This is a genomic window from Bradyrhizobium sp. WSM1743, assembly GCF_000473065.1.
Classification (GTDB): domain Bacteria; phylum Pseudomonadota; class Alphaproteobacteria; order Rhizobiales; family Xanthobacteraceae; genus Bradyrhizobium.
In genome coordinates, this window is sequence record NZ_AXAZ01000031.1 from 43,898 (window position 1) to 64,552 (window position 20,655).

Below are 20,655 nucleotides of genomic sequence, written 5' to 3' on the forward strand. Positions count from 1 at the left end.
GTCGCCACGATGGAGGTGCGCTCCCTCCCCCGCCTGCGGGGGAGGGTCGGGGAGAGGGTGTCTCCGCGGTGGGACTCCCCAAGAGGAGAGAGCCCTCACCCGCGCCCGCGGGACGATGCTCCGGGAGCGCGACCTCTCCCGCAAGCAAGCAGGAGAGGCGCACCGAGCCCGTGGCCCGCTTGATTCAATCTAATGCCGCTTAATGCGCGGCCGAGGCCGCGCGCTTCGTCGCGACTTGCTTCGGCGCCGGCTTTGCGTTTGCTTGCGGCGCGCTGTCCCAACCGCCGTTCGGGGTCGCAACGTTGACGGCATCGTCGGGCTGCGGCTCGGCGCTGAAAGTCTGGATCGCGAGCTTGGCGGCGGCGAGCGATTGCGGGTCGAGCCGCTTGGCGACGTCGTCGCGCTTGCCGGCGGCGTCCGCATCGCCCTGCGCGGCGGCCAGGCTGAACCATTTGTAGGATTCGGCGAGGTTCTGCTCGACGCCGATGCCGCGGGCATAGAGGATGCCGAGGTTGAACTGGCTGTCGGCGACGCCGCGATCGGCAGCCTTCCGGAACCACTGCGCCGCGCTCTTGTAATTGGCGCCGCGTCCGCCGCCATCGGCATCGAGCACCGCGAGATTGTGCATCGCCTTGGCGTTGCCGCGCTCGGCAGCCTGGGTGTAGTAGCGGCGGGCGATGTCGGCGTCCTTCTTCACGCCAAGGCCCTTTTCATAGAGCGTGCCGAGGCGGAAGATCGCGGGGACGACGCCGGCCTGCGCCGCACGGTCGTACCACTTCGCCGCTTCGTCGTAGTTCGTGGCGACGCCCTTGCCTTCCGCAAAGCGCACGCCGATCTCGTAGGCCGCGGTGGCATCGCCCTTCATCGCGGCGGTGCGCAAGCCTGGGCCGCCGATACCGTCAGGCAGTTTCTCGCTCGGCGGCACCTGGACGAGGCCGAGCTTGGCGCGGCTCGTGCCCGACAGCGCGCCGGTGACGTCGCTGCTGGAAGCAGGCGGCGGCACTGCCGCGGCAGGCGCTTGCGGGATTTCGACCGAGCCCGAATTACCGGAATTCGGAGTGGACGCCGGCGCGGTATTGTTCTGGGATTGCCGGCCGATCGGCGTCGGCGAGGTCATCGACGGCGTGACCTGCTCGGGCGTGGCAGGCTTGGTCTCGACCGGCGGTGGCGCGGCCTGCGGTGCCGGCTCGCTCGGAATGTTTTGCATCGCCTGCGGCGCCGGCGGCGCGCTGCCACCTTCGAGCAGGTTCATCGCCATCTTGAAGGTGCCGAGCACGATCACGACCACGCTCGCGCCGACCAGCAGCGAGCGAATCTTCGAGGTGATGGTCGAGCCACCTTCCTGGCCCTTCTCCTTGGCGCGGGCGATCGCGGCCTTGGCGCCACGGGCCGGCTTCTCGGGCGGCTGCGCGGCGGCGGCTTGCGCGGCGCGGCGTGCGGCCGCGATGAAGCTCGACGACGACACCGGCTCCTTCGGCGCGGCGGGAATTCCGCTGATCGCGCTCTCGGAGGCGGCGATGCGCTCCGACGGCGTGGCGACGCGTCCGCCCGGCCGTGTGCCCGGCTCGAGCGGATGATCCGGCGGCAATTCCGGCGCGAGCGCGGCGCGCGCCGTGTGCGGCTCCAGGATTTCGCTGATCGCGCGCGGCGGCAGGGGTGGTGTGGCTTGTGGTGCCGCCGGCACGGGTGGCGGCGCGGCGGGTGTGGCAGCGTGGAATTCGCGTGGCGCGGCGACGAAGGCGGCCTGCGCAGCTTGCGCTGCGGCGGGATTGGGCAGCTCAGGCTTCGGATCGTATTTCGGTGGCTGCGGCCGCGGCTCGCGCGCCATCGGCGCAGGCTCCATCGGCGCCGCCATCGGCATCGGCTGCGGGGCGGGCGCCGGCGGCGCGGTGCGCACCGCGCGCAGATCGCCCTCGATCATGGAGAGGCGGTCGACGACGTGGCCGAGCGCGCTGTGGACGGCCTCGAGCGAGTCCTGGGTGTGCCGGTTGGTCTCGGCCTGGCTGAAGCGGATGTCGGAGAGCTCGCGCTTGACGAGATCGACCATGCCGGAATCGGGCGGCGGCGCGGAGTTGCGACTCTCGGCCAGCGCGGCATAGGTCGCTTGCTGCCGCTCCAGGTGCCTGAGGATGTCGTGCAAGCCGTCCTCGACGCGGCTCAAATTGCCGTTGCGCGGATCGGCGGCGGCTTCGATCCGTTCCAGCAGATAGGACACGCGCTGCTCGAGATGGGCGAAGGTCGAGGCGGAATCGTTGCCGACCTGCATGCGATCGAAACGGTCCGACAGCGCGCGGATCGCGGCTTCCAGGTGCTCGGTGCTCTCGGATGGCTGCGGCCGCTCGCGGGTTTCGAGCGCAGCGGTGAGCGCCGCGATGCGCTGCTCCAGCACCGCAAAGCTGTCGCCATGGCCGGAGGCGCGGGTGATCTGGTCGACCTTGGACGACAGCAGCCGCACGTCTTCGGACAGTCGCGCGAGCGCCTCGTTGGACGCGACGTTGGAGACGATAGCGCGCAGCGCGGAGATCGCACCTTCGAGCTGCTGCACGGTCGAGGGATCGTCATTGGCACGCAGGATCAGATCGAGCTTGGCGCCGAGATTGCGGATCGCCTCGTCATAGCCAGTGAGCTGCTCGGCCGGCGTCAGCGTGCGCAGCACCTGCTTGATGTCGGACAGCGCGCGCTCGATGCCCGACAGCACCTGGCCGTCGGTGCCGTTGGATCGGGTCTCGTCGATGCGCCGGTGCAGCGAGCGGATCTCGTTCTCGATCGATTCGATCGCGCGCCGCGGCATCGCCTCGGTGATGGCGGCACGGATTTCGGCAAGCTCGCTGCGGAAAGCATTGATGGCCTGCTCGGTATTATCAGGACGCTGCAGCGACTCGATCTGGCTGGTGATCTTGAGCAGATGGCGTTCGAGCGAGGAGAAATCCGGTCCCGGCTGCGGTGGCGGCGGAGCATAGGCAGGCGCGGGCGGCGCGTAAGGATCTGCGGGTGCAAGCGGCGGCGCTGCGCGCGGCGGCATCTGCCTGGGCGTAAAGCCGTCGAGCTCGCTCTGGCGCGCGGTGATCTCGGCGACCGCGACGTCGAACGAAGCCGGGCTCAGGGGTGGTGAGCTGCGATAGACCTGCGCGGCCGCGCGCTCGACCGCATCGGCCTGGCGCTGGCGCGTGTCGGCCGGGGCGGGGCGTGGCGCCTGCGGCTGCTGCGGTTGTCGCTGCGGGCGGGAGATCTGCGACAGGCGCGCGTCGAGCCGCGAGATCGCGTCGTTGAGCTGGCGTGCGACGCCCTGCTCGCGCGAGACATCTTGGCGCGGGGCGGGTTTTGAAATCCGTTCGATCTGCTGGGTGATCGCGTCGAGCCGTTGGTGGATGTCCGCGACTTCGCGGCTTTCCTGACTTGGTCCTTGGCTCGGCATGTGTTGCGGACGCTGGTCGTAGGGTCCGCGAAAGTTCGGCGGGGCCGTGTCGCCGAGCGTGGAGTTCAGCCAATCGTTGAGCGACATGCCCGCACGACGCGCAGCAGCTTCGGCCCGCTCCCGGACGGATGGATCGATGCCGTCAACACTCCACGATACGCGCGAATTCATGACTCTGTCCGGTTCCGACTTCGGCGCCCACCCGGCACCTCCAGCCTCCCCACGCGTGCCGGTTGCAAAGACAATCGAATTTGGCGCGGGTCGTCTGCCTCGAAAACCGACTTTTTCCTGTTACGGTAAATAACGGGTTAAGGAATGCAGGCCCGATGTCTTAAAGTTGGGCGGGGGAGTGCCAGCCACGGAACAGGTGCGCTCCCTCCCCCGCTTGCGGGGGAGGGCTGGGGAGTGGGTGTTTCCGCGATGGGACAGTCCCCTAGAGGCGAGAGCCGTCACCCGACGCTTTGCGCCGACCTCTCGCCCTTGCCGTCCTCCAGCGTCACCGCCGTGGCCTTGCCACTCATCGCGCCGTCAGCGCCTCGCGCGCGGCTTAGCGGCCTGGCGGATGCAAGCGCGTGTCCAGTGCGAATGGCTCCTGGGATCTCTGCTTGTAGGCGCCGGCGACATTTGCAGCGATGAAGATCAAGTTCCAGCTCGCCGTCGAGACTACGCTTGGAATCACAATGAACCCGTGTTTTGCAAGCAGCTCATCCCCGAATGCCTGCTGGCCGGCACCTGGTATGCCCGGTCTCAGCCAACTGGGATTTGGAATAGTGCCGGGCTCGACCACGAAGACGCCGGCGGGATCAATGGTCGCGGACGTGATCACATGGGGCATCACGTCCAGCGCGCGAAATCCTTTATGGACGGCGACTTCGAGAATCGCTGTTGCGGGGTCGATCGAGCAATACACCGCGCGAACGCCTCTGCTGTTCCAGCGACCGCCGGCGAGAAACGCGCCCTCGCCACTGTCCCAGGTCGATGCATATTTCGATTGATCGAGACGACAGGCCACCAGCTCGGAGCCACCGAGCGCAGCGGGAAGCGGCGTCACGCGTAAACGCCGTATTCGAGCCGCGTCAGAAAGTCTTCGACCAGCTCGACGCCGGCCGGCGTCGCCAGCAGGTCAATCGGCTTGCGCTGATCGAGGCCGATCGCCGGGCGCTCCAGCCAATGTTCGGCTTCTTCCTTCGATCCGAAGATCGAAGTCGCCTTGGCCAATATCTCCGCGAGCTTCCAGGCGCGGCCGCTCTGTTCGGGGCTGAGCTGCCTGATGTTTTCCGCAGTATGGCGCTGATAGGTTCGGTGGCTCATTCCGATCGCCCTCGCGAAGGAATCGTCCCAGCGCAGAAACACGAGGTTGTCGACGAGATACACCAGCGCCTTGGATGGAAGACCGCTGACGAGAGCTTCGTGAGCCTCCAGCGGGCTCCGGGGCATCTTCCGGAATGTGGCGGTCCCTCCCAGAAGTCGGGCAACCGCTGCCAGCCGGGCCACGTCGGGGGATTGCGCAAGCTCGTTCATGGGCCAAGTCTCGCCACTTGTCGTACCCAATATGACAAGTGTCGCGCTCGCTTTCAAGTACCCGGGACTCGATGCCTAGCTGCCCTCTTAGCCCTTCCCCTCGCGTTTGCCATCTTCCAGCGTCACCACCGTGGACTTGCCGCTCATCGCCGAGAGCGCCTCCAGGGCCTCCTCGCAGAAGTCGGCGACCATCTGCTCGTGCCGAGCCCCTAAGCGGAGCAGGAGCAAATTGCCGAGATCGAGGCGTCCCTCCGCCGTGCCGTCGGGAAAACGCTTCTTCAGGATGCGTTCGTAATTGGCGTGACGGTCGCGATGGTGCTCCAGCCGGGCCATCAAATCGGTCCGCATCGGCTCGATGTCGATGCTGTCGAGCGCGTGCAGCCGCACCAGGAGGTCGTCCTTGATCGAGGGCGGCGTGCTCGGGCGCGCGGCCCAGTGCCGCAGCGCTGTTCGGCCTTCGGGAGTGAGCGTATAGATCAGTTTATTGGGCTTGCCCGTTTGCACGACCTCGCGGCCCTGGATGTGGCCGCGGTCGCGCAGCTTGGAGAGCTCGCGGTAGATCTGCTGGTGGTCGGCCTTCCAGAAGAAGCCGATCGAGGAATCGAACGTCTTGGCGAGCTCATAGCCCGTCATCGGACGTTCCGTCAGGCATGCGAGGATTGCGTCGCCCAGCGCCATGACCGGCCTCCCTGTTCAAGCTGATCCAAACCTGCTTGACTTTATGCGCATCGGCTCATATGCGTCAATGTGCATATGAGCGCAGCGCGCAGGCGGGCCAAAGGCCCGACTGAAAAAATCAGTGAACTCAACCACATCTCTACTGTGCATGGGGTTGTTTTCGCACTTTTGCCCTTGGCCTAGGGAGGCAGCTGAGAATGACCGGCCTCGATTCCTGGTACGCCTACATGAAGTCTCATGACCGCACCGCGCTCTGGGACCTCCTGCATCCCAACGCCATCTTCGAAAGCCCCGTCGTGCACACGCCGCAGCGCGGCCGCGACATCACTTTCAAATACCTCTCCAGCGCCGAGAAGGTGCTCGGTGGTCCCGGCTTCACCTATGTCGGTGAGTGGAAGAACGAGCGCGGCGCCGTGCTCGAATTCAAGACCATGATCGACGGCATCGAGATCAACGGCGTCGACATCATCAGCTTCGATAGCGAGGGGCGCATCACCCATTTCAAGGTGATGGTGCGTCCGCTCAAGGCGATCAACATGCTGCACCCCCTGATGGCGGAGCAGCTTGCCGCCGGCCAATCATAAGCCCAACATCATCCTTTCAAGGCCCATGCCGGGAGACCACCATGCCGATCTATAAAGCCCCCGTCGAAGACGTGAACTTCCTGCTCAACGACGTCTTCCAGATCGATCGCTACGATAATCTGCCGGGCTTCTCCGATGCGTCGAGCGACGTGCGCGAGGCGATCCTGGGTGAAGCCGCCAAGCTCGCCGAAGAGGTGCTGCAGCCGCTCAATCGTGTGGGCGATCTCGAAGGCTGCAAGCGCACTGAGGACGGCAGCGTCACCACGCCGAAAGGCTTCAAGGAGGCGTTCAAGCAGGTCGCCGAAGGCGGCTGGCTTGGCCTGTCGGCGCCGACTGAATATGGCGGTCAGGGCCTGCCGGTGACGCTCTCACAGGCGGTCAACGAATTCCAGATCTCCGCCAATATGGCGTTCTCGATGTATGGCGGCCTCACCATGGGCGCGACCGCGGCGTTGCTGGTGCACGGAAGCCCTGAGCAGAAGAAAACCTACGTGCCGAAGATGGTGGCGGGCGAATGGACCGGCACCATGAACCTGACCGAGCCACATTGCGGCACCGATCTCGGCATGCTCCGCACCAAGGCGGTGCGCCAGCCCGACGGCAGCTTCAAGATCACGGGCACCAAGATCTTCATCTCCGCCGGCGAGCACGATCTCGCCGATAACATCATCCATCTCGTGCTCGCCCGCATCGAGGGCGCGCCCGCCGGCATCAAGGGCGTGTCGCTATTCGTGGTGCCGAAATTCCTGGTGAACGCGGATGGTTCGGTGGGCGCACGCAACGGCGTCGTCTGCGGCTCGATCGAGCACAAGATGGGCATCCACGGCAATTCCACCTGTGTGATGAACTACGACAACGCCACCGGCTGGCTGATCGGCGAAGAGAACAAGGGCATGCAGGGCATGTTCGTGATGATGAATGAGGCCAGGCTCGGCGTCGCCGTGCAGGGCCTCGCACAGTCCGAGGTCGCCTATCAGAACGCTGTCGCCTATGCCCGCGAGCGCATCCAGGGCCGTTCGCTCACCGGTGCCAAGGCGCCGGACAAGCCGGCCGATCCGATCATCGTGCATCCCGACGTCCGCCGCACGCTGCTCTCGATCCGCGCCTTCAACGAGGCCGCACGCGCCTTCGTGATCTGGACCGCGCTGAAGAGCGACGTCGCCCACCGTTCCGAAGACCCCAGGGATCGCCAGGCCGCGGACGACCACATGGGCCTGATGACACCGGTGCTGAAGGGCTTCCTCACCGATTACGGTTTCGCCAACGCGGTGCAGGCCCAACAGATGTATGGCGGCCATGGCTATATCGCCGAGCAGGGAATGGAACAGTTCGTGCGCGATGCGCGTATTGCGATGATCTATGAAGGCGCCAACGGCATCCAGGCGCTCGATCTCGTCGGCCGCAAGCTGCCGCGCGACGGCGGCCGTGCCATCATGGCCTTCTTCGGCGAGGTCATGGCCTTCGCCAAGGAGAACGGCGGCGACGAGGCGATGAAGCCTTTCATCACCCCGCTCTCGACCTCGCTCGGCCATCTCCAGCAGGCCACCACATGGCTGATGCAGAATGCAATGATGAAGCCAGACAATGCGGGAGCAGCCGCGACCGACTACCTGCATCTCTTTGGCTTCGTCGCGCTCGGCTACATGTGGGCGAAGATGGCGAAGGTGACGAATTCCAAGATTTCCGAGAGCGGCGCGACGCCCTATCTCTCGACCAAGCTCGTCACCGGCCGCTTCTTCATGGAGCGGATGCTGCCGGAGACCGCGGCCAATCTCGCGCGCATCCAGTCCGGCTGCGCCACCATCATGGAATTGCCGGCGGAAGCTTTTTGAGCCTGCTTCCGCCGCCGTTTCCCAACAACTTTCAAACATCACATCAGGAGGGCGTCATGCCTGAGGCATTTATCTACGATCACGTCCGCACCCCCCGCGGCCGCGGCAAGCCGGACGGCGCGCTGCACGAGGTCACCGCGCTTGCGCTCGCCACCGTGCCGCTGAAGGCGCTGAAGGACCGCAACAACCTGCCCGAAGACTCCGTCGATGACGTCGTGCTCGGCGTCGTCGATCCGGTCGGCGAAGCCGGCTCCGACATCGCGCGCTTCGCCGCGCTGAAGGCCGGTCTCGGCGAAGCCGTGCCCGGCGTGCAGATCAGCCGCTTCTGCGCCTCCGGCCTCGATGCCGTGAACTTCGCCGCCGCGCAGATCATGAGCGGCCAGCATGAGCTGGTGATCGGCGGCGGCGCCGAATCGATGAGCCGCGTGGGCATCGGCGCCTCCGGCGGCGCTTGGCCGATGGATCCTTCGATGGCGGTGCCGGCCTATTTCATGCCGCAGGGCGTGTCGGCCGATTTGATCGCGACCAAGTATGGCTTCTCGCGTGACGACGTCGATGCCTACGCCGTGCAGAGCCAGCAGCGCGCCGGCAAGGCCTGGGACGAGGGGCGCTTCGACAAGTCGGTGGTGCCTGTGAAGGACATCAACGGCCTCACCATCCTCGCCAAGGACGAGCATATGCGTCCCTCGACGACGATGCAGTCGCTGGCGCAACTGCAGCCGTCGTTTACGATGATGGCGCAGATGGGTGGCTTCGACGGTGTCGCGATCCAGTCGCACCCGGAGATCGAGCGCGTCAACTACGTGCACCATGCCGGCAACTCGTCGGGCATCGTCGACGGCGCCGGCGCCGTGCTGCTGGGCAGCAAGGAGGCGGGCGCGAAATACGGCATGAAGCCGCGCGCAAAAATCCGTGCGTTCGCCAACATCGGCTCTGAACCGGCAATGATGCTGACCGGTCCGGTCGACGTCACCGAGAAGCTGTTTGCGCGTTCCGGCATGAAGAAATCGGACATCGACCTGTTCGAGCTCAACGAGGCCTTCGCTTCGGTCGTGCTGCGCTACATCCAGGCCTTCGACATCGATAATGCCAAGATCAACGTCAATGGCGGCGCGATCGCGCTCGGCCATCCGCTCGGGGCGACCGGCGCAATGATCCTCGGCACCGTGCTCGACGAGCTCGAGCGCACCAACAAGTCCACCGCCCTCGTTACGCTGTGCATCGGCGGCGGCATGGGCACCGCGACCATCATCGAGCGCGTCTAAGGGCAGGGAGCAACCAACATGTCGTACAAGAATTTCAAGGTTGAGACCGATTCCGACGGTATCGCGCTCGTCACCTGGGACATCCCGGGCCGTTCGATGAACGTGCTCGACGAGACCTCGACCAACGAGCTTGAGGCGATCGTCAAGGCGACTACGGCAGACGCCGCAGTGAAAGGCGTCGTCATCACCTCGGCCAAGGAAGCGTTCTGCGCCGGCGCCGACCTGTCCATGCTCGAGGGCATGAACCAGGCCTACGCCAGGGTGTTGAAGGAGCAGGGCGAGACCGCGGCGAACCAGATGCTGTTCGACCAGAGCCGGCGCTTCTCGCAGGTGCTGCGCTCGATCGAAACGTCAGGCAAGCCGTGGGCGGCCGCGATCAACGGCCTCGCGCTCGGCGGCGGCTTCGAGATCACGCTGTGCTGCCACTATCGCGTGGCGGCGGAGAACCCCAAGACACGCCTCGGCCTGCCTGAAGTCAAGGTCGGCCTGTTCCCCGGTGCCGGCGGCACGCAGCGCGTGCCGCGCTTGGTGCCGCCGCAGGATGCGATGACCATCCTGCTCAAGGGCGATCCTGTCACGGTCGAGAAGGCCAAGGCGCTGAACCTGATCCATGCCATCGTTCCCGCCGCTGATCTCATCAAGGCCGCGAAGGACTGGATCAAGGGTGGCGGCAAGGCGGTCGCGCCCTGGGACGAAAAGGGCTTCAAGCTGCCAGGCGGCCCGGTGTTCTCCAAGGCCGGCATGATGATGTTCCCGGCCGGCAACGCCATCTATCGCCGCGAGACCTACGACAACTATCCGGCCGCGCGCGCCATCATGAGCTGCGTCTATGAAGGCCTGCAGCTGCCGATCGACGCTGCGCTACGCGTGGAGTCGCGCTACTTCACCTCGGTGCTGCGCTCGAAGGAAGCGGCCGCGATGATCCGCAGCCTGTTCCTGTCGATGCAGGAGCTCAACAAGGGCGCGCGCCGTCCGAAGGACGTGCCGCCGACCAAGGTGAAGAAGATCGCCGTGATCGGCGCCGGCTTCATGGGCGCCAGCGTCGGCTACGTCTCGGCCCGCGCCGGCCTCGACGTCGTCCTGATCGACCGCGACCAGGAGAGCGCCGACAAGGGCAAGGCGCATGCGCAGAAGGTGATCGAGGACCAGATCAAGAAGGGCCGCGCCAAGCCCGCCGATGCCGAAGCGCTGCTCGCGCGCATCACGCCGACCGCCGACTACGCTGCGCTTAGGGATGTCGACCTCGTCATCGAGGCCGTGTTCGAGGACCGCAAGGTCAAGGCGGACACCTTCGCCAAGGCGCAGCAATATCTGAAGCCGGACGTGATCTTCGCGTCGAACACCTCGACGCTGCCGATCACATCGCTGGCCGAGAGCTTCAGGGATCAGGGCAAGTTCATCGGCATCCACTTCTTCTCGCCGGTCGAGAAGATGATGCTGGTCGAGATCATTCTCGGCAAGAACACCGGCGATGTCGCGCTTGCGACCGCGCTCGACTATGTCCGCCAGATCGGCAAGACGCCGATCGTCGTGAACGACAGCCGCGGCTTCTTCGCCAATCGCTGCGTCGGCCGTTACGTCGCCGAAGGCAACGAGATGTTCCTGGAAGGCGTGCCGCCGGCAATGATCGAGAACTGTGCCAAGATGGCCGGCATGCCGGTCGGTCCGCTCTCGCTGTCGGACGAAGTCGCACTCGATCTCGGCCTCAAGATCATGAAGGCGACCGAAGCCGATCTCGGCCCCAACGCCATCAATCCCGATCAGAAGAAGCTGATGGTGGAGATGGTCGAGAAGCAGGGCCGTCTCGGCCGCAAGAACAGCAAGGGCTTCTATGATTACCCCGAGAAGGGCAAGGGCCAGAAGAGCCTGTGGCCGGGCCTCTCCGCGCTGCAGCCGAAGCAGCTTGACCCCGATACGCTCGATATCGAGGAGCTGAAGCAGCGCTTCCTGGTGGTGCAGGCGGTGGAAGCCGCGCGCACGGTGGAGGACCACGTCATCACCGATCCACGTGAAGCGGATGTCGGCTCGATCCTCGGATTCGGCTTCGCGCCGTTCACCGGCGGCACGCTGTCCTATATCGACTTCATGGGCACGAAGAAGTTCGTCGAGCTCTGCCACAGGCTGGAGGCGAAATACGGCTCGCGCTTCACGCCGCCGAAACTCTTGGAAGAGATGGCAGCGAAGGGCGAGACTTTCTACGGACGCTTCGCGCCGAAGAAGGTGGCGGCCTGAGAGAGGGCTGTAGCCCGGATGGAGCGAGAGCGAAATCCGGGACAGCATATCCCCGGATGCAGTCACCCGGATTGCGCTTCGCTCCATCCGGGCTACGCAGAAACAAAAGGCCGGATCATTGATCCGGTCTTTTTCTATTTTCAATCTCCAGAACGGCGAGAATGCGCGGCCCGATACTGTCTCGTCAGCGGGATGGCCTTCCAACTGTCTTCGTCGCCCCAGCCACGCTCGCTTCGCCCTGGCACCGCTCTTGCTGATGATCCACCGGATGGCCCATTGGCATTGAAGGTGTCCCGCAATGATCCCCACGGTGTCTCAAGACAGCGCAGCCGGCGTTGCGTTAAGATATGCGCCCTTGTTGCTGCTGGGTCGGCCGTGGCCGCGCCGCAGGCTGCTCCGGCTGCGCAGAAAGATTCCTTCGTGGGGCGGCCTGGCCCTACTCGTCCTCGTCTTTGATATGGCGCTGGCCGTGCTTGCCTGGATCGCCGTCGATCTCGTCCTGCACTGAAAGCTCCCCTCTGTGCACGTAGAACGTCGCCGCCAGATAGGCGACCTGGCCGGCAATCAGGCAGCCGACGACGATTGGAACGCCGGTCCAAAAGCCAAAGCCTGAGGTCTGAAGGACCGTTGCGGCAAGGATCGCGGTCGCCGGCGAGACCAGCAACAGAGTCCAGACTCGGAAGAATAGCCCCGTCGCCAAGCCAGTGATTGCGCTCGCGAGCAGGAGGAGGAGTACAGTCGTCACAATAGGCTTTCCGGTCCGGCGGTCTGCGTCGTGTCCTGCGCTGAAGCTGAGCCAAGTGGATTGCTCTCACAAGGATGGTGATGTCCGCGGAGCGCACAACGCAGAGTTATTGTTAACCCCGACAATGCTCGTAAAATTGACGTCAGTGCGTCTCGAATCTTCTGATTTTGCGAATTATGCAGCAAGGGGCGGGATCATCGGGCCGGCTCTTCGTCGCCCCGCCTGTCGTGCCCCGCGAACGGCGGACCAAAGCTCTTGCGCGCCTCTTAAGGTGAGGAAATTCAGCTTGTGGTGCTCGGAACTGTCGCGGGCCGGCACTAGCGCCCCGGCTGAGGCCTGATCGGCGATCATCTGGACAATCACCGGGCCTTCGGTCACGATCTCATCGCTGTCGAGGCCCAGCGCAGGGACCTGGCCCCCAGGGGTTCAGCTTCAGATAATCCTCACCATTTTCGAGCCTCTTGGCGCCGATTCGACCTCGACCGACCAGCTCATCAGGCAGGCCGGCTTCCAGGAGCGCGATGTGGGGCAGCGGGCAGGCACCGGGCGAAATCGTACGGTCCTGGAATTTCCTCCCCCTGATGCTTGGTTCGGCCGAAAGAACGACTACATGCACCTGCTTGAAATAGTCAAGATTGATGCAGGTGCATCGAATGGAGTAAGAGACGGGCGACGAGCTTGAGCGGGACCATGAAACGCAAACCATCGACCGAGGCGACAGCCGCCTGGATCCGCCTGATGCGGGTGCAGAGCCGCGTGCTCGATTGCGTCGAGCAGGACTTGAAGAAGGCCGGCTTCCCACCGCTGGCCTGGTATGACGCGCTGCTCGAATTGTCGCGCGCGCCCTCGGGCGAGCTGCGGCCGGTCGAACTCGAGCGGCAGATGCTGATCCCGCAATATTCCACCTCGCGGCTGATCGACCGCCTGGTCGACGAGGGCCTCGCCTCGCGGCGCGAATGCAAGATCGACAAGCGCGGCCAGTTCGTCGAGATCACGGAAGCCGGCCGCGAGCTGCAGAAGCGGATGTGGGGCGCCTATTCGGCTGCGATCGAGAAATATGTCGGTTCGAAACTGTCGGATGCCGACGCCGTCAAGCTCAGCAGTCTGCTCGACCGCCTAGGCTGCTCGTGCGGCGAGATGAAACTGCCGCCCGCGGGCGTCAACGAAAGCATGCCGTCGCGATGATCGCGCGGCAAACCCGCTCGTCCGCGCAACCGGTGGGTTCGCGGACCATCCCTGTCACCCGCGCGCGTTCGGTCGAACCGCCTTTTGATTAGAGTTTGATATGGCGCGAGACCAGATCGACATGACGCCGCTGCAATCACGTGATGAGCTCGTCGCGTGGTTCGAGGCCGGCTGCAAGGCCCCGTCTGAATTCCGCCTGGGGACCGAGCACGAGAAGACGCCGTTCACGCTCGAGGGCCACCGTCCGGTGCCTTACGAGGGGGCGCGCGGCATCGGCGCGCTGCTCGAAGGCATGAAGCTCCTGCTCGGCTGGGAGCCGATCATGGAGAAGGGCAACATCATCGGCCTCTACGATGTCACCGGTGGCGGCGCGATCTCGCTCGAGCCCGGCGGACAGTTCGAGCTGTCCGGCGCACCGGTCGAGAACGTGCACCAGACCCAGAGCGAGTTGATGGCGCATCTTGCACAGGTGCGCGAGATCGCAACGCCGCTCGGCATCGGCTTCCTCGGGCTCGGCATGACGCCGTCCTGGTCGCGCGCCGATATCCCTGTGATGCCCAAGGGCCGCTACAAGATCATGACCGGTTACATGCCGAAGGTCGGTCAATACGGCCTCGACATGATGTACCGGACCTGCACGGTGCAGACCAATCTCGACTTCTCCTCCGAAGCCGATATGGTCAAGAAGCTGCGCGTCTCGCTCGCGCTCCAGCCGGTCGCGACTGCCTTGTTCGCCAATTCGCCGTTCACCGAGGGCAAGCCGAATGGCTTCCTCTCCTTCCGCTCCGAGATCTGGCGCGACACCGACAACGCGCGCGCGGGCATGATGCCGTGGGCGTTCGAGGACGGCATGGGGTTCGAGCGCTATGTCGATTACGCGCTCGACGTGCCCATGTATTTCGTCAAGCGCGGCGAGGAGTATGTCGACGTGTCGGGCTCCTCGTTCCGCGCGTTCTTTGACGGCCGCAACAACAACCTTCCCGGCGAGCGTCCGACGCTGTCGGACTGGGCCAACCATCTCTCGACGATCTTCCCGGAAGTGCGGCTGAAGCGCTATCTCGAGATGCGCGGCTCCGACGGCGGCCCGTGGGGCCGTCTGCCGGCGCTGCCGGCATTCTGGGTCGGGCTGCTCTATGACGACGCTTCGCTCGATGCTGCCTGGGACATGGTGAAGCACTGGAGCGCGCATGAGCGTCAGGCTCTGCGCGACGACGTGCCGCGCTTCGGCTTCAAGGCGCGGATCAAGGACCGCTATCTGTTCGAGATCGCCAAGGAGTGCCTCGTTCTCGCACATGCCGGCCTGCGCCGGCGCGGCCGAATTGACCAGCTTGGCCGCGACGAGACCCGGCACCTCGAGCCACTCGATCGCATCATCGATTCCGGTCGGACGCCGGCCGAGGAGATGCTGGAGAAGTTCAACGGTCCCTGGAAAGGCTCGGTGGAACCGGCATACGCGGAATACGCGTTCTAAACCAATGGGCTAACGACCAGGAATTGAGCGTTCATCGCCCATACAGGTTTGCGGCGATCAAATGACCGGCCGAAAAACCTGAGCGTCGTCAATAACTCGAAAGCTGTTCCGATGGGGAAGGGCCGTCTGTCCGGGGCCATCACGGCCAGCGTCGTGGCATGTGCCACGCTGCTTTCGCTCGCATTTCCGAGCGTACCGGCGCGTGCCCAGACGGCATTCGATCGGCCCGGCGGCGACTATTTCAGCACGCCGGTCACCTCGGGCGATCCCGAGGATTGCGCGCTGCTGTGCGAGCGTGATCGCCGCTGCCGTTCCTGGAGTTTCAACTATCCCGACGTCGAAGGCGGGTCGGCGGTATGCTGGTTGAAGAACACCGTGCCGGCGCGCGTGCCGGGAAATTGCTGTATCTCCGGGGTCCGTGGTGCCGGCGTGATCGAGCCGCGCGTCGAGGGCGTCGAGACGTCGATCGACCGTCCGGGCGGGGATTTGCGCAATTTCGAGCTCAAGGTCGGCGAAGGCGAGGAGACCTGCAAGGCCGCCTGCACCGCCGACAACAAATGCCGCGCCTTCACCTATGCCCGCCCCGGCTATACCGGGCGTGAGGCGCGCTGTTTCCTGAAGAAGGAGATCAAGCCGCCGCGAAGGAAGGCGGGATTTACGTCGGGCGTGGTGCGGTGATCGTTGTCTCGTGGGCAGCGCTCCTTCAGCGCTGCGCTGCAGAGCCGGGGCCCATGTCACTCAGCATCCGTTGCGACCTGGGTCCCGGCTCTGCGCCGCATCGTTTCACGATGTGACTTCGGGACACGAGAGCATCACTCCGCCGCGATCACGGTGAGCTCCGGCCACAGCGCCTTCCATCGCGCGGCCTTCGCCTCATAATTCGCGATGGAAAAATTCTGCGCTCGATTCGGCCGCACGACCAGCCTGGCGACGTCGTCGAAGCCGTGGGGCGCATAGACGTCGAAATCCTCGCTCGGGCGTCTCACTCCGATTTGCGTGTTCTCCGTGAGGAAGCGGTCGATACCATCAGTCGAGCGCGTCAGCGGCGGATAGGGCAGGCCATGCTTGTCGGGGTACCACAGATGTACCCGCGCCTGGTTGCGGATCTCGACCTTGGCGCCGAGATGCGCGAGCCGCGCATGCAGCCTGCGGATCACTCCGTCCTCCGCCTCCCATGAGGTATCGGGATCGAAATAGAACACGTCATAGTCGGCGATGCCGTGATCGACCGCGCGGCCGGTGAGCACGTTCCACACCGTCTGCACCAGGCAACCTGCGACCAGCCACGCATCCGGCAGCGCAAGTCGGTGCAGCTCGTCGAGGATCGCGGCGTTGACCGGATTGCGTAAGGCGAGCGCGAGGAATTCGTCCTTGCTCACCTTGCGGCCCGTCAATGCACGGCGGTGAAGAACCGCGCCAGCCTGAACCCGGACAGCCAGGTCCATACCGGCTGGCCGCGCATGCCGAGATCCCAGGAGCCGAGCACCGCATCCGCACGGCCGATCAGATTGTCGATCGGCAACAGGCCGACGCCGCCGGAGCGCAGCGGCACCCGGCTGTCGGCGGAGTTGTCGCGGTTGTCGCCGAGCACGAAGAGATGGCCGGCCGGCACCGTGACTTCCGGCGTGTTGTCGAGCGGACCGCTGTCGCGCATCTTGAAGATCAGATGCGAGACGCCGTTCGGCAGCGTCTCGACATAGCGATAAGCGGGCTCGCTGCCGCCGTGGTCGTCCTCGGCAGCGCCGACGCCATCGGGCTTCAGCTCGGCGGGGCGGTCGTTGATAAAGAGCTGGCCCTGGCGCATCTGGATGCGGTCGCCGGGCAGGCCCACGACGCGCTTGACCCAGGCCTGCGAGCGATCGCCGGGCCAGCGGAACACGACGACGTCGCCGAGCTTCGGCGTCTCCGCGAAGACGCGGCCGCTCTCGGGCAGGCTGATCTGGATCGGCAGCGACGAGGTGCCGTAGCCATAGGGGAATTTCGAGGCGAGCAGCGCATCGCCGATCAACAGCGTCGGCTCCATCGAGCCCGACGGCACGTAGAACGGCTCGGCGAGCGCGCCCTTGGCAATGAAGACCGCGGCGACGATGCCGGCGAGCTGCACGAGTTGCCCACCCCAGCCGCTGCTTTTGCGCTTCGGGGTGACAGTTGCTTTCTCAACGCTCATGCGCCCGTTCCACCCACCGTGATACGCTCCATCAGCAGCGATGGCTGGCCGACGCCGACAGGCACGCCCTGACCGTTCTTGCCGCAGGTGCCGATGCCGGTGTCGAGCGCAAGATCGTTGCCGACCATGCGGATGCGATGCAGGTCGGTCGGCCCGTTGCCGATCAGCATGGCGCCCTTGAGCGGCGCCCCAATCTTGCCGTTCTCGATCTTGTAGGCCTCGGTGCACTGGAACACGTATTTGCCCGAGGTGATGTCGACCTGGCCGCCGCCGAAATTCGCGGCGAAGACGCCGTTCTTCACCGAGGCGAGGATCTCCGCCGGATCGCGGTCGCCCGCGAGCATGTAGGTGTTGGTCATGCGCGGCATCGGCACATGGGCATAACCCTGGCGACGGCCGTTGCCGGTCGGCTTCATGTTCATCAGCCGCGCGTTCTGACGATCCTGCATGTAGCCGACGAGGATGCCGTCCTCGATCAGCACGGTGCGATTGGTCGGCGTGCCCTCGTCGTCGATCGACAGCGAGCCGCGGCGCGAGGCAATGGTGCCGTCGTCGACCACGGTGACGCCCTTAGCCGCGACCTGCTGGCCCATCAGGCCGGCAAACGCCGACGTCTTCTTGCGGTTGAAATCGCCTTCGAGACCATGGCCGACTGCTTCATGCAGCATCACGCCGGGCCAGCCGGCGCCCAGCACGACGTCCATCTCGCCGGCCGGCGCCGGAATCGATTCCAGATTGACCAGCGCCTCGCGCAGCGCGCCGTCGGCGGCCTCGCGCCAGGACCTGGTCTCGATGAACTCGGCATAACCGGCGCGGCCGCCATAGCCCTTGCTGCCGCTCTCCTGGCGGTCGCCCTGGCCGGCGACGACCGAAATGTTGACGCGCACCAGCGGACGGATGTCGCGATAGCTCTCGCCGTCGGGCCGCAGGATTTCGACGACCTGCCAGGTCGCACCCAGGCTGACGCTGACCTGCCGCACCCGCGGATCCTTGTCGCGCAGGTAAGCGTCGATCTCGGCGAGCAGTTTTACTTTGGTCTCGAAGCCCGGCGCATCGAGCGGATTGTCGTCGCCATAGAGGCGGACATTGGTATGCGGGGGCGGCGCCGAGAAGCTGCCGGAGTAGCCGCCGCGCACGGCGGCGACTGCGTCGGCGGCGCGAATCAGCGCCGGCAGCGACACGTCGGAGGAATGCGCATAGCCGACCGCGTCGTCCTTGACGGCGCGTAGGCCAAAACCCTGCGAGGTGTCGTAGGTCGCCTGCTTCAGCCGCCCATTGTCGAACATCAGCGCTTCGGTCTGGCTGTATTCCAGGAACAGTTCGCCGTCGTCAGCGCCCGAAAGCCCGCGCGCGATCTCATGGCGAACCTGGTCGCGGTCGAGATTGGCACGGTCGAGCAGGGAGGTTGCAGCAGGGTTGGTCATGCGTCCGTCCATTATCGGAAGATGTGGGGCAAGATAATGGTTTCGGACCGGTTCCGCGAGGGCTGGAGCGTCACATTACGGAAACGATAGGTGCGGCAGGGACATTTCGTTGAAACGCAGTCGCAAGGATCAATCCATCACCGTCACCCTGAGGCGGCCGCTTCTTCAGCGGCGCTCGAAGGGCGACGGCCCGGCTGCACCTCGGCCGTTCATCCTTCGAGGATCGCACGGCAGCGCGATCGCGCTGCCGAACTCCAGGATGACGGGATTGAGAACGTGCGACCGGGTATTGCCTACGGCAGCTTGTCATATCCCTCACCCAGCCCGTTCAGGCTGAGCGGGAAGCCGATGCCTTCCTCCGGCGTCTCGAAGATGATGAAGGTCGCGGTCTTGGCGCTGCGGAGCTGGCCGAGCAGCTTGTCTTCCAGGACGACCTCGGCGACGCAGCCGTTGGGCAGGCAGCGGACGAAGCCGGCGCGGCCGACGTCCTGGTTGTCGAGCTTGAGCCCGAGGCCGGAGGGCAACAGCACCCCGAGCGGGGCAACCACGCGCATCAGGCGGCTCTTCTGGTCGGCGGTCTTGAGCACGATCACGGTCAGGCCGGCATTGGAGCGGTCTTCCGCCACCACGCTCTGGATCAGGGCGCATTGCTCGGTCTGGGCGCCCGGCGGGGTGTCGCAGCGGATCTGCCAGTCGCCATGGACGGAGCGTACCGCGCCCTGCGCATGAGCAAGACCCGGAAGCGCCAGGAGGACGATCGCAGCCACGAGGGCGGCCAGCGCCGGGAGGCCGTTCGCCGGCCTTGCCATCGATCTCGAAAGCCCCATCGGGTCGGTCCCTCTGCTCGCCTGGGTCACTCGCACCCTGGCGGACTGATACGGGAATGACGGCGTCTTGAAGGCGATTCCCAAGCAAATTCCACGCCGCCCACGCCGCCATCGCCCGCTCGAATCAGGCCCCTGCGCGGCTGCCTGTCAGTGCCTAACGCGGGCAATTCCGCTGTCAAGCCGCCGCATCCCGGGAAGCGGTATTTTTGTCTGATGTTACTGGGAAATATCTTGCCGGCGATGGCTGGCAGACCAGGCTCAAGACTGCATTGCGATAGATCAAGAATTATGGTTTGAGAGGCTTGATTTCGCGTTCTAGCGATCTGGCCCCAATTCCTCTTAGAGGTATTCTTGCGTGGCGGTTTGTCGGACTGGCGGATCGAATAAGCGTTTCCCGGAAGCAGGGGAACGCACTTGGGGTGATTTCGTAAGGGGAGCGCGAACGGCATGAGGATGTCGATGGGTCGGGTGGGCCGGCAATTGCTGGGATTGGCCACCATCGCCTTGGTGGCGGCTGGCGTCACGCTGGCGACGGGCGGTGCGGCATTCGCCGAGCTCGGGCAGCCGGCGCCGTGGGAGTGGACGCTCCAGCAGTCCGGTTCCCCGGTGATGGACAACATCGTCTGGTTCCACAATTTCCTGTTCGTGCTGATCACCCTGATCACGCTGTTCGTCCTGGCGCTGCTCGTGATCGTGGTCGTCAAGTTCAACGCGAAGGCTAATCCGGTGCCGTCGCGGACCACCCACAACACGCTGATCGAGGTGGCCTGGACGCTCGTTCCGGTGCTGATCCTGGTCGGCATCTCGGTGCCCTCGTTCCGGCTTCTGTTCCTGGAGCTCGACGTGCCGAAGGCGGATCTGACCATCAAGGCGACCGGTAAGCAGTGGTACTGGTCCTATGCCTATCCCGATAACGGCAAGTTCGAGTTCGACTCGCTGATGGCGCAGGACAAGCAGCCCCGCCTGCTCGGCGTCGACAACGAGATGGTGGTGCCGGTCAACAAGGTGATTCGCGTCCAGACCACCGGCGCCGACGTCATCCATGCCTTCGCGGTGCCGGCTTTCGGCATCAAGATCGATGCCATTCCGGGCCGCCTGAACGAGACCTGGTTCAAGGCCACCAAGACCGGCATGTACTACGGTCAGTGCTCGGAGCTGTGCGGCAAGGATCACGCTTTCATGCCGATCGCCGTGCGTGTCGTGAGCGACCAGGAGTTCGCCTCCTGGGTCGAGACGGCGAAGAAGAAATATGCGAGCGGCGGCACCAGCACCTACGCCTCCGCGGCCGGCCCGACGCAATAGGCGTCGG

17 protein-coding genes and 1 pseudogene are annotated in these 20,655 nt (G+C 65.0%); 8 read left to right on the forward strand and 10 right to left on the reverse strand.

Annotation, left to right across the window (positions count from 1 at the left end; genetic code table 11):
- Positions 1-199: 199 nt before the first annotated feature.
- The 4 genes from YU9_RS0119250 to YU9_RS0119265 form a co-directional block, all read right to left on the reverse strand.
- Positions 200-3,586, reverse strand: coding sequence for a tetratricopeptide repeat protein (locus tag YU9_RS0119250; protein ID WP_027574289.1), 3,387 nt, complete (start codon positions 3,584-3,586; stop codon positions 200-202).
- A gap of 376 nt (positions 3,587-3,962) precedes the next feature.
- On the reverse strand, positions 3,963-4,466 hold the full coding sequence (locus YU9_RS0119255; RefSeq protein ID WP_027574290.1) for an RES family NAD+ phosphorylase: 504 nt from the start codon (positions 4,464-4,466) through the stop codon (positions 3,963-3,965).
- Positions 4,463-4,936, reverse strand: coding sequence for an antitoxin Xre/MbcA/ParS toxin-binding domain-containing protein (locus YU9_RS0119260; RefSeq protein ID WP_027574291.1), 474 nt, complete (start codon positions 4,934-4,936; stop codon positions 4,463-4,465). Before YU9_RS0119260 ends, YU9_RS0119255 begins: the two co-directional genes overlap by 4 nt.
- A gap of 87 nt (positions 4,937-5,023) precedes the next feature.
- Positions 5,024-5,614: a PadR family transcriptional regulator gene (locus YU9_RS0119265; RefSeq protein WP_027574292.1), complete on the reverse strand. Its 591-nt coding sequence runs from the start codon at positions 5,612-5,614 to the stop codon at positions 5,024-5,026.
- A gap of 197 nt (positions 5,615-5,811) precedes the next feature.
- On the opposite strand from YU9_RS0119265, the gene YU9_RS0119270 reads away from it, so the two are divergent.
- Genes YU9_RS0119270 through YU9_RS0119285 form a run of 4 tightly spaced genes read left to right on the forward strand, consistent with a single transcriptional unit; the run spans position 5,812 to position 11,527 of the window.
- The gene (locus YU9_RS0119270) at positions 5,812-6,198 is read left to right on the forward strand and encodes a hypothetical protein (protein WP_027574293.1); all 387 of its coding nucleotides are present in this window, start codon (positions 5,812-5,814) and stop codon (positions 6,196-6,198) included.
- 41 nt (positions 6,199-6,239) lie between these two features.
- Positions 6,240-8,030 carry an acyl-CoA dehydrogenase C-terminal domain-containing protein gene (locus YU9_RS0119275; RefSeq protein ID WP_027574294.1) on the forward strand — a complete coding sequence of 597 codons (1,791 nt, stop codon included), beginning with the start codon at positions 6,240-6,242 and terminating at the stop codon, positions 8,028-8,030.
- Between the two features lie 56 nt (positions 8,031-8,086).
- Positions 8,087-9,295, forward strand: coding sequence for an acetyl-CoA C-acetyltransferase (locus YU9_RS0119280; RefSeq protein WP_027574295.1), 1,209 nt, complete (start codon positions 8,087-8,089; stop codon positions 9,293-9,295).
- 18 nt (positions 9,296-9,313) lie between these two features.
- Positions 9,314-11,527 carry an FAD-dependent oxidoreductase gene (locus tag YU9_RS0119285; RefSeq protein ID WP_027574296.1) on the forward strand — a complete coding sequence of 738 codons (2,214 nt, stop codon included), beginning with the start codon at positions 9,314-9,316 and terminating at the stop codon, positions 11,525-11,527.
- Positions 11,528-11,963: 436 nt separating this feature from the next.
- On the opposite strand, the gene YU9_RS0119290 is transcribed toward YU9_RS0119285, so the two are convergent.
- Complete coding sequence (locus tag YU9_RS0119290; protein ID WP_245266440.1) at positions 11,964-12,272, reverse strand: hypothetical protein; 309 nt, start codon at positions 12,270-12,272, stop codon at positions 11,964-11,966.
- 233 nt (positions 12,273-12,505) lie between these two features.
- Positions 12,506-12,825: pseudogene (locus tag YU9_RS50000) on the reverse strand (glutathione transferase GstA); the annotation flags it as partial.
- Positions 12,826-12,962: 137 nt separating this feature from the next.
- On the opposite strand from YU9_RS50000, the gene YU9_RS0119300 reads away from it, so the two are divergent.
- The 3 genes from YU9_RS0119300 (at position 12,963) to YU9_RS0119310 (ending at position 15,606) form a co-directional block, all read left to right on the forward strand.
- Positions 12,963-13,457: a MarR family winged helix-turn-helix transcriptional regulator gene (locus YU9_RS0119300; RefSeq protein ID WP_027574299.1), complete on the forward strand. Its 495-nt coding sequence runs from the start codon at positions 12,963-12,965 to the stop codon at positions 13,455-13,457.
- 100 nt (positions 13,458-13,557) lie between these two features.
- Positions 13,558-14,928, forward strand: coding sequence for a glutamate--cysteine ligase (locus YU9_RS0119305; RefSeq protein ID WP_027574300.1), 1,371 nt, complete (start codon positions 13,558-13,560; stop codon positions 14,926-14,928).
- Positions 14,929-15,039: 111 nt separating this feature from the next.
- A complete protein-coding gene (locus tag YU9_RS0119310; protein ID WP_027574301.1) occupies positions 15,040-15,606 on the forward strand; it encodes a PAN domain-containing protein in 567 nt (188 codons plus the stop codon).
- Positions 15,607-15,740: 134 nt separating this feature from the next.
- Here the strand turns inward: YU9_RS0119310 and YU9_RS0119315 are convergent, their stop codons facing one another.
- From YU9_RS0119315 to YU9_RS0119330, 4 genes are all read right to left on the reverse strand, one after another.
- A complete protein-coding gene (locus YU9_RS0119315; RefSeq protein WP_027574302.1) occupies positions 15,741-16,307 on the reverse strand; it encodes a nucleotidyltransferase family protein in 567 nt (188 codons plus the stop codon).
- 11 nt (positions 16,308-16,318) lie between these two features.
- Positions 16,319-17,095, reverse strand: a complete 777-nt coding sequence (gene lepB, locus YU9_RS0119320; RefSeq protein ID WP_027574303.1) for a signal peptidase I — start codon at positions 17,093-17,095, stop codon at positions 16,319-16,321.
- Positions 17,092-18,519 carry a metalloprotease TldD gene (gene tldD / locus YU9_RS0119325; protein ID WP_027574304.1) on the reverse strand — a complete coding sequence of 476 codons (1,428 nt, stop codon included), beginning with the start codon at positions 18,517-18,519 and terminating at the stop codon, positions 17,092-17,094. Before tldD ends, lepB begins: the two co-directional genes overlap by 4 nt.
- Positions 18,520-18,812: 293 nt before the next feature.
- Positions 18,813-19,346 (reverse strand): invasion associated locus B family protein, encoded by a 534-nt coding sequence (locus tag YU9_RS0119330; protein ID WP_027574305.1) that lies wholly within the window; start codon positions 19,344-19,346, stop codon positions 18,813-18,815.
- 447 nt (positions 19,347-19,793) lie between these two features.
- Here YU9_RS0119330 and coxB point away from each other — a divergent pair, with 447 nt between their 5' ends.
- A complete protein-coding gene (gene coxB, locus YU9_RS0119335) occupies positions 19,794-20,648 on the forward strand; it encodes a cytochrome c oxidase subunit II (protein ID WP_027574306.1) in 855 nt (284 codons plus the stop codon).
- Positions 20,649-20,655: the final 7 nt, after the last annotated feature.